This window comes from Sphingobacterium sp. FBM7-1, from assembly GCF_020687765.1.
Taxonomy (GTDB): Bacteria; Bacteroidota; Bacteroidia; order Sphingobacteriales; family Sphingobacteriaceae; genus Sphingobacterium.
Genome location: NZ_JAJEWJ010000001.1, coordinates 126,931 through 140,332, shown reverse-complemented (window position 1 = coordinate 140,332; position 13,402 = coordinate 126,931). Strand labels below are relative to the sequence as shown.

Genomic DNA, 13,402 nt, shown 5'->3' with positions numbered 1-13,402 from the left:
AGGGTCTGTCTCCCGCGGTGGAAAACAGACCCCCATCTTTACTTTAGAATGTTCTGAAAAAACACTTTGGTTCCTTTCTGCCGTAAGACTCCAGATCCCAGAATGCCACCATCGTCGGCAACGCCACTTGTGCGTTTTGCCGGTTAAGCCCCAGTACTTTACGTAACCATACTTTTAAGTTTCTCATGTTTTTCAAGTTAAATGTTAATTATTACGTATTCCAGCAACGGTCAGTTCCCATGCCGCCCCTCCCTTGTGGTTAGGAGTTTTATGAAATACAGGAAAAAGTTAATGATAATATTTGGAATTAAAAAAATAAAAGCAGGCGTTTCGGACGGTTTTTGTACTATTTCACCCCTTAAAACACCTTATATACCCCCAAAAATAGGTTTATTACAGTTATTTTTTGTCGTAAACTGATAAATATCCACTTTAGCATCGTTGCGGGGACAAAATCATTCGGCTTGTTTCTGTTGCCCCTAGGATTGAAAATCTGAGTTATGAAAACAGAAGGGGCACGCCATAGAAACAGCTTATCAGGAAGTAGTAAAAGTCATGGTGTTGCATCCGGGTGTGGCACACCTGACTTACTTCCAATGATAATCTTGAAGCTACATTATGTTAAGAATTAATTTCCGCTCTCCGGGTGCTTGATCTCTCCTAACTGGGGGACATCTTTTAAATCGAACGGGGTTTCTTGATAGACAAAATAATTTAACCAGTTATTGAACAATAAATTTGCATGACTAGTCCAACGCACCAATGGCGGATTATTCGGATTATTGTCGACATAGTAATTTAGAGGCATACGGATGCTGACGCCTTTTTCCAAATCCCTTTTATATTCATCACTCAACGTAAGCGGTGCGTATTCGGAATGACCGGTGAAATAGAACTCACGTCCTCCTCGGGAAGAAAGAATTGCAAGACCGGCATCTTCGGATTCGGACAAAACCGAGATCTGTGCCTTTTCCGCGATCGACGATTTTAGAATAGTGGTATGACGACTGTGCGGAATAAAGAATTCATCATCAAAGCCGCGGAATAGCGGATGACGCTTTTCCGTAGCAGTATGTTTAAATACGCCGAATAACTTCTCATCCAAAGGCGATTTGTCTACCCCATAAAAATGATATAGCGCGGCTTGCGAAGCCCAGCAGATATATAACGTAGAGGTCACATGGGTTCTAGCCCATTCAAATATTGACTTGATTTCTTCCCAATAAGATACTTCTTCAAAGTCCATCATTTCCACCGGTGCACCGGTGATGATCATACCGTCATAAAAATCATCCCGTACTTCATTAAAGCCTTTGTAAAACATTTCTAGATGTTCTTCCGGTGTATTTTTAGAAATATGGGTATCCAATCGTACAAATTCTATTTCAACTTGCAACGGGTTATTAGACAATAATCGTATGAAATCGGTCTCCGTGGATATCTTCAGTGGCATCAGGTTCAGAATAAGAACACGTAAAGGGCGAATGTCCTGCGCATCGGCTCTTAAATCGCTCATCACAAATATATTCTCTTTCTCCAAAAGTTGAATAGCTGGAAGATTATCTGGTATCTTGACTGGCATACTATTTCCCTCGCTTAAGTTAATCTAAAAAATTACATGCAAAAATATAAAGAATAAACCGCAAGAAAAAACATGCTGCACTAAAAGGCAGTGCTGTCTATGTGATTTTGATAACGGCCGGCGAAAAATTCACCGAAAATTAATCCCGTTTCACCGAGAAATAGGGAATACTGATCTAAACCGTGTTCGGTGTTTTCTCCTGTCCACTTACTTTTGATGCAACAAAACAGCACAAAAAAATAGAACACATTTAAAACTTAAGACAATGAAAACGAAAATTACCAGCATCGCGACAGCCTTTATCGTCATGGCATCTTTCTGTTCCTTTGCAGCAGAAAAAATAAACCCACTCAAAGACCTCAATTCGGCTAACATCATCCGAACCTATCTAGAAGCCGCAACGGCGGGCAGTATTGAATACAACAAATTTTTATTTTCGGATGACTTTCAATATTTCAATACGGCAAACAACGTTTCGCATAGTAAAAGACGTTACCTAAGCTTTCTGAAAGCAAACCGGGGTTTAAAATTCAACTGTGAAACGACCTATCAGCTATTGGACGAATGCGGTAAAGCTTGTGTGGCAAAAGTTATGATGAAATTTGATAAGTTTACGCGTATAGACTATATTACGCTCAATCAAAGTGAGGACGGGTGGAAAGTAAGTAAGGTAGTCACAACCTATCTTTAAGAACACATCCAGCTTTTTAGCGTTGTCCCCGTGTACACAAGCGGCCCTATATAACAAAAAGCCTACGAATTGTAGGCTTTATCTTTTTATCGGTTAAAACGGTGCGTCGTCCGGCATATCGTTCATTCTGGATGGCATAGTGATACCTCCTCCACCAAATGCGCCAGCTCCGCCGAAAGCATCTGACGGGTTGATGGCCGAGAAGCTGTCCATTCCACCTCCAAATGAATCTGCGCCGCCAAAGTCTTCTTCCAAGTCCACGAACTTGACATATTTACCAATAAAACGCAGGGGTACGATACCTGTTTCGCCGTTTCGGTGTTTCGCAATAATAACCTCACCTACCCCTGCAGTCGGCCGCCCTTCTTCATCCTCCGTCAGTCCATAATATTCCGGACGGTACAAGAATAACACCATATCGGCATCCTGCTCAATGGATCCCGACTCCCGGAGATCCGATAACATGGGCCTTTTACTATTTCCGGGGCGTGATTCTACCGCACGGCTTAACTGAGAAAGGGCCAATACGGGTATATTCAATTCTTTCGCTACCGATTTCAGTGCACGCGATATACTACCAATTTCCTGCTCCCGGTTTCCGCCACCTTTCCCTTCACTTTTCCCATGCATCAGCTGCAAATAATCCACGATAACCATCTGTATATCGTGTTGCGCTTTTAAACGGCGACATTTTGCCCGGAATTCAAACACGTTAAGTGCCGGAGTGTCATCAATGATCAACGGCGCTTCGGTTAATCTGCCGATGCGCGAGTGCAACTGTTGCCATTCGTGATCGGCTAAGTTTCCTTTTTTTAGTTTCTCCTGCTCAATTTCGGTTTCGCCAGCTATCAGACGGTTAACCAACTGCACCGACGACATCTCTAGGGAGAATACCGCTACTGGTCGCTGGTGATCTACAGCGGCATTCCGCGCCACCGACAAGACAAAAGCGGTTTTACCCATCGCCGGACGAGCAGCGATAATAACCAAATCGGACGGTTGCCAGCCCGAAGTCATACGGTCCAATGCCGTTAACCCAGAAGGAATCCCTGTTAGCCCATCTGTACGATCACGCAGAGCCTCCAGATTGGTAATGGCTTCCCGCATAATATCGTCCATCTTTCTCGAATCCCTACGCAAATTATTTTGTGCGATGTCGAACAAGGATTTCTCGGCATGATCCAACAAATCAAATATATCTGTCGTCTCGTCGTACGAGTTATTAATAATCTCCGTTGATACCTTTATCAGCTCCCGCTGAATGTATTTTTGAGAAATAATACGAGCATGGTATTCGATATTCGCAGCCGAAACTACACGGTCTGTCAGCTGCGTGATATAATATGCACCACCTACTATCTCCAGAGCACCCATTTTACGCAATTCAGCGGTTACGGTCAATAGATCGATGGGCGAGGTGTGTTGAAATAGGTTATAAATGGCTTGATATATTTTTTGATGTGCTTCTTTATAAAAAGAATCAGGCGTAAGAATATCTATCACTTCACTCAGCGCATTTTTTTCCAACATAAGCGCACCTAAAACCGCCTCTTCTAAATCTACAGCCTGTGGTGGTAATTTACCCAATCCACCTACCAGATTACTTAGACTCGCCCGTTTCTTAGCAAAGTTAGTCCTGCCTCCCGCAGTGTTCGAAAATTCATTCTCTATCGCCATTCCAAAAAATTTCTCTGTTTATTGTTCGTTTTGATCGTAAAGCTTAACAAAGCTATAAAAAATAAACAGGAACAATCCAACTATTTGTACACACCGTTTTCCTACCGTACAAAGCAAGCCTTATACCTTCTTGTAGATGAAGCTCTTTCTAAAGTAGTTTATCCACAACCTTTGTTTATAACCTGTGGAAAGTTAAAAAAGTCTCTTTACAATCAGTCTGTTGTGGACTTGTGGATAACTCCGAGGAATGTTAATAACCGCAATCTCAACGCTTCTTAAACCAAAAACAGGCATACCCATAGTATTCTTATTCAGTACCAAACAGTTATCGTATGTGACAATTTTTATCTTCCTTTTTTAAAAAAGAATTTATAGAATGTATCTTTGTCATATGGCAAAGGATACTCCTACGATAAAACCTTACAAAGCAAAAGAAGGTGGAAAGAAAGAACAAGTAGCTACGATGTTTAACAACATATCGAAGACATATGATATGTTGAATCGCATGATGACCCTGGGTATCGACACGATATGGCGTAAAAAGGCAATTCGATCACTCCGCAGCATCCATCCTCAACACATGCTGGATGTCGCCACCGGTACAGGGGATTTTGCATTGGAATCCATACGGATCCTCAATCCCAAAAAAATCATCGGTGTGGATATTTCAGCTGGCATGTTGGAGGTCGCCCGCCAAAAAATTGTAAAGAAAGGCCTGCAGGAACAATTTGAAGTACAGCTTGGCGATTCGGAAAAGCTACAATTTAACGATAACACATTTGACGCCATAACCGTCGCTTTCGGGGTTCGAAATTTCGAGAATCTTGAACGTGGCCTGAGCGATATCCTTCGCGTATTAAAGCCAGGCGGAAAAGCCATTATCTTGGAATTGTCGAACCCGACCACCTTTCCTATTAAACAGCTGTATCACTTTCATTTTCATAAACTGACACCGGCTTTAGGCAAACTCATTTCTAAGGATGCTAGTGCTTATTCGTATCTTCCAGAATCTGTAGCCAATTTTCCGGACGGTGAGCGATTTGCCGCTATTACCAGAAAGGTAGGTTTCGGCGAGACTAAAGTCCGTCCGCAAACGTTAGGGTTCTGTACGATTTACGAATGTACCAAATAACATCTCCCAGCTTATATAACGGATCTATCACTTATAATCATAAAACACTATGGCATTAGAACAAAACATTAATCAGGATATCAAAGCCGCCATGATTGCCAAGGACAATGTTAAACTACGTGGTCTGCGTGCGATAAAAGCAGCTATATTACTCGCTAAGACGGAAAAAACACAAGTAGAAGAACTTAACGAAGAAACAGAAATCAAAGTTTTACAAAAGCTTGCCAAACAACGTAAAGAATCAGCTGATATTTATAAAAATCAAAACCGGGATGACTTGTACCAGATCGAGATAGAAGAGCTACAAGTTATCGAAGCCTATCTGCCCCAACAACTTGATCGTGCGGCCATCGAAGAAATCGTAAAAAACATTATCGCGGAGACCGGCGCATCATCTATCAAAGAAATGGGCAAGGTTATGGGTGCAGCGAATCAGAAACTTGCTGGTAAAGCGGATGGTAAAACGATATCGGAAGTCGTAAAGTCTATGTTAAATTAGTTAGCTTTTTATTTCATTGCGTTGTTGAAGAATCATCTTTTATTTATCGATACCGAAACATCGGGTATTCCACAGCGCTGGAACCGTCCCTATTCCGACGGAAAGAACTGGCCAAACGTCATCCAAGTGGCCTGGATCGTCTATGCACTTGACGGAACCGAAATCAAACGTACCAGTAAATACATCTATGAAAATGATATCGATATTACCGCTCGTTCCTATGATGTACATGGCATTACACGCGATTTCCTAAAGGAACATGGGGATAAAAGGAAAATTGTATTACGTAAGTTAGCACATGATATACAAAAGTATAAACCGCTTATAATCGGACATTTCGTCGAGCTGGATGTACAAGTACTAAGTGCAGATTATTACCGGGCAAATCTTCCCAACCCTTTTTCCACCCAATCGTTTTTTTGTACGATGCTGGATAGTGAGAAATATGCTACGAATCCGTCGGTCAACTATTTCCGGCTTCCACAGCTTCACGAATACGTGTTTGATACCCCCCTAACAGAAATCCACGAAGCCGAACAGGACGCCAGTGCCACGGCAAAGTGCTTTTTCGAATTACGGGGCCGTAAGGAAATAACCTTATCGGATATTGAACGACAAGAGAAGCTATTTTCACAGAAACTTAACTTTTTAGATAAATAGAATAGTTAATATTGCCTTAAAAGCAGATTATGCCGAATTTGATTGAAGTATTAAAAAAGACAACGCCCTTTAATATCCTCCCGGAGAGTATCCTGGGCGACATTTCCGAATCGCTGATCCAAACCTCCTATTCCCGGGATACCTTGGCTTATCGACAGGGGATTACTGAGTTAACCGGTGTGGATATCATCGTTAAAGGAGAATATGAAACTTTTTTTTATGACGCTTCACAAAACAGGCGGTCTATTGAGATTCACCATCCGGTTTATTGCTTCGGTGGCATTTCTATCCTACTCAACCGAAAGAAAGCGTTAAAGTCGGTAATGGCGAAGCGAGGTACCGTGGTATATAGTTTGCCTCGTAAGGAATTTCTCAAACTTTGCCAAGCCTACGATGAATTCTTCCAATATTACACGACCGACTACGGCCGGCGCATGTTGGACGAAGAATTTTCACATTTTGTCAAAACGCCGGCTTCTTTTGAAGAAAGTTACATCGCTGCAGAGCAGCTTTATTCCCGAAAGATCGACGGAATCACCTATAAGGACATTGTTGCCTGTCCGCCCGAGACACCCATCTATCAAGCGGCAAAATACATGGCCGAAAATCGAGTGAGCTGTCTTTTCATCGAGGACAAAGACCAAAAAATACTTGGTTACGCCACAGATATAACACTTCGGGATAATGTCATTGCAAAACGTATAAATGTGAATACACCTATCGCGGATGTCATGGATAACCCGATTGTATCGATATCGCATCAGGCATATCTCTACGAAGCAGTGCTCATGATGTTTAGTACCAAAACACGTTACCTCCTTGTCGAGAAAGAAGGGCGATATGTAGGGTTTTTGAGCAGAAACCGAATATTAAGTGAACAGGGACAGTCCCCCCTGGTATTTATTCAATCTGTGAAACTGGCAGAAACGATCGAGGAATTACGACAAAAATGGAACTATGTACCCCAAATCATCAAACAGCTTTTGGGAAGAGGTATCAATGCAGAAATCACCAATCAAGTAATCACGACGATCGCCGATACAATTGCCATTAAGGTGATTGAACGGGTTGTGCGCGAGATGGGTGAACCACCCGCCAAATTCGTGTTTATGGTTACAGGAAGTGAAGGCCGGAAAGAGCAGTCCCTAAAGACTGATCAGGATAACGCGATTATCTATGAGGATAAGGCTAACGAACAACGCGAAATGGTCCGCGAATATTTCTTGACTTTTGCTACTAAGGTGTCTGATTATTTAAATGAGATTGGCTTCAGTTACTGCGAAGGTGGATATATGGCGAGCAATCCTGAGTGGACACACTCACTCTCACATTGGAAACGTAACTACAAAAAATGGATTGAGGACAGCGTTCCCGAAAACGCCATCAAATTCTCCACCTTTTTTGATTGCCGCTTTTTGTATGGAGACCGCAATATTATCGAGGAGCTTAAGCTGTTTTTAGATGAGGAACTACAAAAGCCCAACGACCGCTTTTTTGCCTTTACTGCTAAAAATGCGCTTCAATATGAACCACCTCTTACGTTCTTCCGGAATATTAAAACAGAAACTATTGGCAAAGCAGAGGTTTTCAATATCAAGAACGCCATGACACCAATCGTGGATCTAGTTCGAGTATACGCGCTTCAAAAAAGAATCTATCAAGAGAATACAGGTGAACGGCTAAAAAAACTGCTGGAGCGAGGAGTATTTACTCCTCAGCAGTACCATGAATTGTACCAGTCTTACTATTATCTGATGGCTATGCGCCTGGAAAATCAAGCCAATCAAATCCTAGTAGAGAAGCTGGATCCTAACAACTACATCCGCATAGATACCTTAACTAAAATAGAAAAAGCCACGTTGAAAGAGATATTCAAGACCATCAGTAACTTTCAAATGGGGATAAAAATGCGGTTCACGAATAACATATTGGGATAAGCATAATATTGTTACAATCCAACAACTAGAAAGACTTGACTTAGTGTTGAAAACACACTATATTTGTACTTTCATAATTTAGGTTTATAATTGGTTAGTTAAGGGCTTTCATTCTCTCCGTTTGAAAGTCCTTTTTTATTTAAATAACCTACAAAAAAGCCCCCTCAAGTCCTGAGGAGGCGATTATTCTGTTAAGGAACTATTAGAGCTTACTGCTTTGTCGCTTGTAAATTCACACCAACTTCTATGTCTTTGCTGATACCCCATTCTGCTGGATCTAACTCTGACGCGCCGAATTTAATTCCCCAATCAATACGGTTCACCGTGAATTTAGCTTCCACAGCAACCTGATCGCCTTGGACATCTATTTTAGCCGGGAATGTCACATTCAAAGTACTGTCCTGCAAAGTTAGGTTTCCACTAACCAGCTTATTGGCGCCTTCTAGTAAACTTTCTGCGGCGGGATCCAAATCGCTCACTTGCGTAATATGGAAGGTTGCTGTCGGATATTTTTCAACCTCAAAAAAGTCAGCACCTTTCAAATGGTTTTGTAGGTCGATCGCTTTCTTGTCAGCTTCTGTTACTGAAGCATTGTCAACAACGATAGATTCCATATCAACTACGAAATCACCTGCTGTCAAATTGCCATCGGTCACCGATAACTCTCCAGAAGTGATGGCAATATTTCCCCAGCGAGGAGCAAGTCCGCCTTTATGTGTAGCCCTCCAGCTCACATTGGATGTCGTCGTATCCGTTATAAATATTTCACCCTGTTTTTCAGCAACCTCCTGTTTTTCGGAAGTTTGTGTATTTGTGGAGTTCCCCCCGCAAGATGCAAATAGGATGGCAGTACCTACCATCGCTGATAAAAAAATCTTTTTCATAAACGTGTTTTTATCTAAATAAAATTGATACCAAAATAACTATCTTTTTTGAAGTTCACAACACCCTCAATTATGACTCGGCTATTGTAGATAATTTATTTGGAATACCGACCCAGAGTCGGTAAATTCGGTTATTAAATAAAATTATCACCATATGATGTTATACAATAAAGTATCCGTCGTCATGCTGACGATTATGATGACAGCTATTTTTTCCGAGGCATCCGCACAGGAAAACAAAGCCACCCAGGAAGTAGAGATCGCGACAAAAGCACTCATCAACGCTATGTTAAAGCCAAATAGTCAGCAATTAAATCAACTGGCATCCGATAAACTCAGTTACGGGCATTCCAGTGGTAGAATAGAAACGAAAGAAGATTTTGTCCATACACTTGTTTCGGGAGCGTCGGTGTTTGAAGAGATTGAAATCACCGATCAGACGGTCGATGTACAAGATCGTACGGCTATCGTCCGTCACACACTAAGCGCCCGAACAAACGACCCTGGGAAAGGAGTCGCTAATATCCGCTTAGGTATCCTATTAACCTGGGTAAAAGCGACGGATGGCTGGCAGCTATTAGCAAGACAGGCGTTCAAACTCTAAAACCTAGACGCGGAGCACAAGTTTACCTAAAAAAGCGCCATTCTCCATAAGCGCATGTGCTTCGGCTGCTGCTTCCAGTGGAAATACCCTAAACAACTGCGGTTGGAAAGATTTCCCCATAAGCGGCCATACATACTGCAATACATCACGCGTAAGGGATATTTTGAAAGAAAGATCCCTAGCGCGTAATGTACTACCCGTTATCAAAATACGTTTTTGCATCAAGGTTAAAATAGGAAGCTCAACTTTTTGCCCTCTCATCGCATTGATGTAGATTAAGCGTCCGTCGGCCTGCAATAAATCGATATTCTTCTGAAAATAATCCCCACCGATACTATCTACCACAAGATGTACATGTTCAGCAGCGAAGCCTTCCCTAAAATCACGTGCCGTATAACGCACAACTTCATCTGCGCCCAAGTTCCGACAATATTTTTCTTTCTCTTCTGAACTAACGGTAGTCAGTACACGCGCGCCGAAGGCTTTAGCTAGCTGTATAGCCGTACTCCCAATTCCACCGGATCCACCGTGTATCAAAACCGTCTCTCCTTTCTGTAGAGCCCCCCGCCGAAACACGTTGTCCCATACTGTATAAATAGTTTCGGGTAAAATTGCTGCTTCTTCAAAACTGAATCCGGCAGGCATCGGAAGACACATAGCTGTATGGGTAGTCACAAACTCGGCATATCCACCACCTGCGACTAAACAACATACCTTATCCCCCACCTTCCAGGATGTCACGGCCGAACCGATCTGCGTAACGAGACCCGAAACCTCCAGCCCCGGAATATCTGCTACTACTCCCAATGGTGCTGCATAATTTCCCTTACGCTGGAACAGATCCGGTCGGTTAATTCCGGCGGCTTTCACCTGTATCAACACCTCATCATCCCCGATAACAGGAACAGCTCGGTTTTGCAACTGTAAAACATCTGGACCGCCTGCTTTTGTAATCACTATGGCTTTCATCTGTGTCATGTTATCTATCTTTTGGGAATTTCTGTAACCGCAGGTTTAAGGTGATCATAAAGTAACGTCCAAGTCGGTTATTTCGTGCTTCATATAGATCATTCCCTACATACTCGCTATAAGTACCCATGTTTTTATTCTGATCCAATAAATCAAATCCTTGTAAACGCAGTAATGCTCGTTTATTATGCAAAAAAGAAAACTCTAGATACGCGTTTATGATCGTCGGGTTAATATTCATAAAACTACTGGCATATCCCGAATTAAAACGTTGAGACATCTCTGCACCCACCGTCACATATTCACCCAAATAACTTTTGGCAGCCGCACTGGCCAGTAAGCTATGTCCCGTGATCTTCGTCGGATAAGGCCATGTATAACTAGCTTGATTAAGCAGATAATTCGCTTTAAATACAGACTCTACGTATTCCCCCCAACTATAGCGGAGCTGGGCCGATTGCGAATAGAGGAATTGCTGAGTAGTATTCCGTTGATCATTTACGTACGACAAATTATGGTAATAATCCGTGTTTCCACTAATATCCAATTGGACATTTTCGCTAAACAAAGGAGTATTGAAAAGATAATACCACCTGATATCGTAATAACCGTCCGTATTTTTGAAAGTCGTTTCCTGAATGGTAGAACCGGAAAAGGCGGTTTTATCCGATACGATCTTATTACTCACGTAATTGTACGCAAAATTCGTCTCCAAATATTGCCCTCTCGAGGTTACAAACTTTCGCAGCGTCGTACTAATTCGGTTGGAAAATTCGGCTTTTAGCTCAGGGTTTCCTACGATAATATTTTGAGAGTTGCTATTATCGCGAATGGGAATAATATGTAAAAGATTCGGTTGGTTGTTTTTACCGATATAATCTACACTCCAGTCCGTCTCCTCGTTCAACCGCCACTTAAAACCTGCTGTGGGTACCAGATTTACATTTTCGTAGGTGTACTCCATATCTTCCTTCGGTAGAAAACTGCTTAATCTTACTGGCTGTACCGCGAAGCCAATATTGGTTTTAAACGATTTGTTGGGCGTATACTGATAATTCAATCCCATCCGGCTATTCCGAAACCGGTAATTATAATTTACCCCTAAGGAATCCACATACACGAAATCTCCTAACTCCTCTGACTTTAATTTATCCTCCACTAACCTTTGCGTAGTCATATCGGTAAGCTCATAATGATATAGAAGCTCTAGCGTGCTATAATCGGAAAAAGGCTCTACAAAAGACATTGATGCTCGAACCGCATCCGTTCCATTTCGCAGTTGAATAAAATAGCGTTGTTCAAATAAACTGCGCAAAGGCTCTAAGGGTGTGGAATCCAGCGACACATAACGATCCAGTACGTCCTCCAGTTTACGCTGACTATTAAAATTGAAGGAAACGTTCCCCAACAGTTTTCTACCCGGTTTTTTGAATGCTTTCACATAGAGCAAATCTAAGTCAAGATTCGGATTTTTTTGATAAGACGAATCTTGATACGTTCCCCTATTCGTTATGCGGTTATTATTAACTTGTCTCCTTCGGTTATTCCAAAGGTGCACGCTACTGTACGAAAAAATCGGTTTTATTTCTAGTACATCCTGATTTTTAAATAAATGTTTAAATTCTGCTGCAAGTCGATGGAAATTATTATCGTTCGTGATATCATAGTTTTCCTCATTAGAAATTCGGTTCAACAGATAATCTGAGCGAAGTATAGAATTCCCTTCCGTAAAATTTTTCTTCCGACTAAAAGTGTAGCTGGCATTAAACTGCGTATTTTCCGCTAAATTATCTGAAAAACTAACCCCTAGCGACTTGATATTATTAAGCCCATCAGTCGGATCGACAAAATCGGTAGCATCAAAAAGAGAGGTTTCCCGTTCCCCCATTCCCGTCGGCGAACCAAAAGAAAAAAGACTGGTATTGGTATTATTTATAGACCCCACTACAGAGAACTCCTGTCCATCATCAAAACGATTGAGTCCCGCACTACCAATATAACGCTCACGCGTACCGACACCAGCTGTAAGTTGTCCAAATGAAATACGTTTACGATCCTCTTTGAGCACAATATTGAGAACTTTTTGCGGCTCCTCCGGTGTAAAGCTTTTATCCGTCGAATGTTCATTGCGGTAATTTAGTACCTGAATACTTTTAATAAAATCCGCAGGGAGGTTACGCGTCGCTGTCAGCACATCTCCACCAAAGAAACGCTTTCCATCTACCTGTACAGAAGAAATAGGCTTACCTTGAGCATACACCGTACCATCTCGAGATACCTGAATGCCCGGTAATTGTTTCAACGCTTCCTCTAAAAGGGAATTTGATCGGAAAGTAAATGCATCCATATTATACTGAATGGTGTCCCCCATGTAAACCATCGGAATTGTCTTGACAACATATACCCCTTCAATTAATGAATTCTGCGGCCGAAGGATCACATTGGGCATAACAATAAAACTGGATAGGTCTTGAGGAGAAAGTACGCGGCTTACAATTTGATAACCGATCATACTATACGAGATCCGTATATCCGATCCCCTTATATCTTTAAACCGGTAATATCCGGCATTGGAACTGATTGCCATAATCGTGTCTTCCGTACTGGTTAACCGCACCGTGACACCTTTTAACCTCGTCCCAACGGTATCCACTACAAAACCCTGGATCTGGCGTTTCTCCGTTTGAGCTTGGACTACATTAGCTTCCAGCCCAACAAAGAAGAGCGCTCCAATCAGGAATATAAGATACCGATATTGTCTCACAAA

At 42.0% G+C, this 13,402-nt stretch carries 12 protein-coding genes; 6 read left to right on the top strand and 6 right to left on the bottom strand.

Features of this window, described 5'->3' with window-relative positions; all coding sequences use genetic code 11:
- Nucleotides 1-43 precede the first annotated feature (43 nt).
- Entirely contained in the window at nucleotides 44-187 is a 144-nt protein-coding gene (locus LKO28_RS00665; RefSeq protein WP_227692587.1) for a hypothetical protein, read from the bottom strand.
- Nucleotides 188-628: 441 nt separating this feature from the next.
- The gene (gene metA, locus LKO28_RS00660; RefSeq protein ID WP_227692586.1) at nucleotides 629-1,582 is read right to left on the bottom strand and encodes a homoserine O-succinyltransferase; all 954 of its coding nucleotides are present in this window, start codon (nucleotides 1,580-1,582) and stop codon (nucleotides 629-631) included.
- Nucleotides 1,583-1,847: 265 nt separating this feature from the next.
- Here metA and LKO28_RS00655 point away from each other — a divergent pair, with 265 nt between their 5' ends.
- Complete coding sequence (locus LKO28_RS00655) at nucleotides 1,848-2,273, top strand: nuclear transport factor 2 family protein (RefSeq protein WP_227692585.1); 426 nt, start codon at nucleotides 1,848-1,850, stop codon at nucleotides 2,271-2,273.
- 93 nt (nucleotides 2,274-2,366) lie between these two features.
- Here LKO28_RS00655 and dnaB read toward each other — a convergent pair whose 3' ends face one another.
- Nucleotides 2,367-3,950: a replicative DNA helicase gene (gene dnaB / locus LKO28_RS00650; protein WP_227692584.1), complete on the bottom strand. Its 1,584-nt coding sequence runs from the start codon at nucleotides 3,948-3,950 to the stop codon at nucleotides 2,367-2,369.
- A 391-nt stretch (nucleotides 3,951-4,341) separates the two neighbouring features.
- Here dnaB and ubiE point away from each other — a divergent pair, with 391 nt between their 5' ends.
- The 4 genes from ubiE to LKO28_RS00630 are packed head-to-tail and all read left to right on the top strand — an operon-like array spanning nucleotide 4,342 to nucleotide 8,178.
- Nucleotides 4,342-5,082, top strand: a complete 741-nt coding sequence (gene ubiE, locus LKO28_RS00645) for a bifunctional demethylmenaquinone methyltransferase/2-methoxy-6-polyprenyl-1,4-benzoquinol methylase UbiE (protein ID WP_227692583.1) — start codon at nucleotides 4,342-4,344, stop codon at nucleotides 5,080-5,082.
- 49 nt (nucleotides 5,083-5,131) lie between these two features.
- On the top strand, nucleotides 5,132-5,581 hold the full coding sequence (locus LKO28_RS00640) for a GatB/YqeY domain-containing protein (RefSeq protein ID WP_227692582.1): 450 nt from the start codon (nucleotides 5,132-5,134) through the stop codon (nucleotides 5,579-5,581).
- Between the two features lie 24 nt (nucleotides 5,582-5,605).
- Nucleotides 5,606-6,241 (top strand): 3'-5' exonuclease, encoded by a 636-nt coding sequence (locus tag LKO28_RS00635; RefSeq protein ID WP_227692581.1) that lies wholly within the window; start codon nucleotides 5,606-5,608, stop codon nucleotides 6,239-6,241.
- A gap of 29 nt (nucleotides 6,242-6,270) precedes the next feature.
- Complete coding sequence (locus LKO28_RS00630; protein WP_227692580.1) at nucleotides 6,271-8,178, top strand: DUF294 nucleotidyltransferase-like domain-containing protein; 1,908 nt, start codon at nucleotides 6,271-6,273, stop codon at nucleotides 8,176-8,178.
- Between the two features lie 209 nt (nucleotides 8,179-8,387).
- On the opposite strand, the gene LKO28_RS00625 is transcribed toward LKO28_RS00630, so the two are convergent.
- On the bottom strand, nucleotides 8,388-9,062 hold the full coding sequence (locus tag LKO28_RS00625) for a YceI family protein (protein WP_227692579.1): 675 nt from the start codon (nucleotides 9,060-9,062) through the stop codon (nucleotides 8,388-8,390).
- 154 nt (nucleotides 9,063-9,216) lie between these two features.
- On the opposite strand from LKO28_RS00625, the gene LKO28_RS00620 reads away from it, so the two are divergent.
- A complete protein-coding gene (locus tag LKO28_RS00620; protein ID WP_227692578.1) occupies nucleotides 9,217-9,666 on the top strand; it encodes a nuclear transport factor 2 family protein in 450 nt (149 codons plus the stop codon).
- Nucleotides 9,667-9,669: 3 nt separating this feature from the next.
- On the opposite strand, the gene LKO28_RS00615 is transcribed toward LKO28_RS00620, so the two are convergent.
- Nucleotides 9,670-10,644, bottom strand: a complete 975-nt coding sequence (locus LKO28_RS00615) for an NAD(P)H-quinone oxidoreductase (RefSeq protein WP_227692577.1) — start codon at nucleotides 10,642-10,644, stop codon at nucleotides 9,670-9,672.
- Nucleotide 10,645: 1 nt separating this feature from the next.
- Nucleotides 10,646-13,399 (bottom strand): outer membrane beta-barrel protein, encoded by a 2,754-nt coding sequence (locus tag LKO28_RS00610; protein WP_227692576.1) that lies wholly within the window; start codon nucleotides 13,397-13,399, stop codon nucleotides 10,646-10,648.
- Nucleotides 13,400-13,402: the final 3 nt, after the last annotated feature.

Coding starts and splice junctions, on each gene's coding strand:
- ubiE (WP_227692583.1), top strand. CDS start 4,342: ATGGCAAAGGATACTCCTACGATAAAACCTTACAAAGCAAAAGAAGGT.
- dnaB (WP_227692584.1), bottom strand. CDS start 3,950: ATGGCGATAGAGAATGAATTTTCGAACACTGCGGGAGGCAGGACTAAC.
- LKO28_RS00625 (WP_227692579.1), bottom strand. CDS start 9,062: ATGAAAAAGATTTTTTTATCAGCGATGGTAGGTACTGCCATCCTATTT.
- LKO28_RS00615 (WP_227692577.1), bottom strand. CDS start 10,644: ATGACACAGATGAAAGCCATAGTGATTACAAAAGCAGGCGGTCCAGAT.
- LKO28_RS00655 (WP_227692585.1), top strand. CDS start 1,848: ATGAAAACGAAAATTACCAGCATCGCGACAGCCTTTATCGTCATGGCA.
- LKO28_RS00620 (WP_227692578.1), top strand. CDS start 9,217: ATGATGTTATACAATAAAGTATCCGTCGTCATGCTGACGATTATGATG.
- LKO28_RS00630 (WP_227692580.1), top strand. CDS start 6,271: ATGCCGAATTTGATTGAAGTATTAAAAAAGACAACGCCCTTTAATATC.
- LKO28_RS00665 (WP_227692587.1), bottom strand. CDS start 187: ATGAGAAACTTAAAAGTATGGTTACGTAAAGTACTGGGGCTTAACCGG.
- metA (WP_227692586.1), bottom strand. CDS start 1,582: ATGCCAGTCAAGATACCAGATAATCTTCCAGCTATTCAACTTTTGGAG.
- LKO28_RS00640 (WP_227692582.1), top strand. CDS start 5,132: ATGGCATTAGAACAAAACATTAATCAGGATATCAAAGCCGCCATGATT.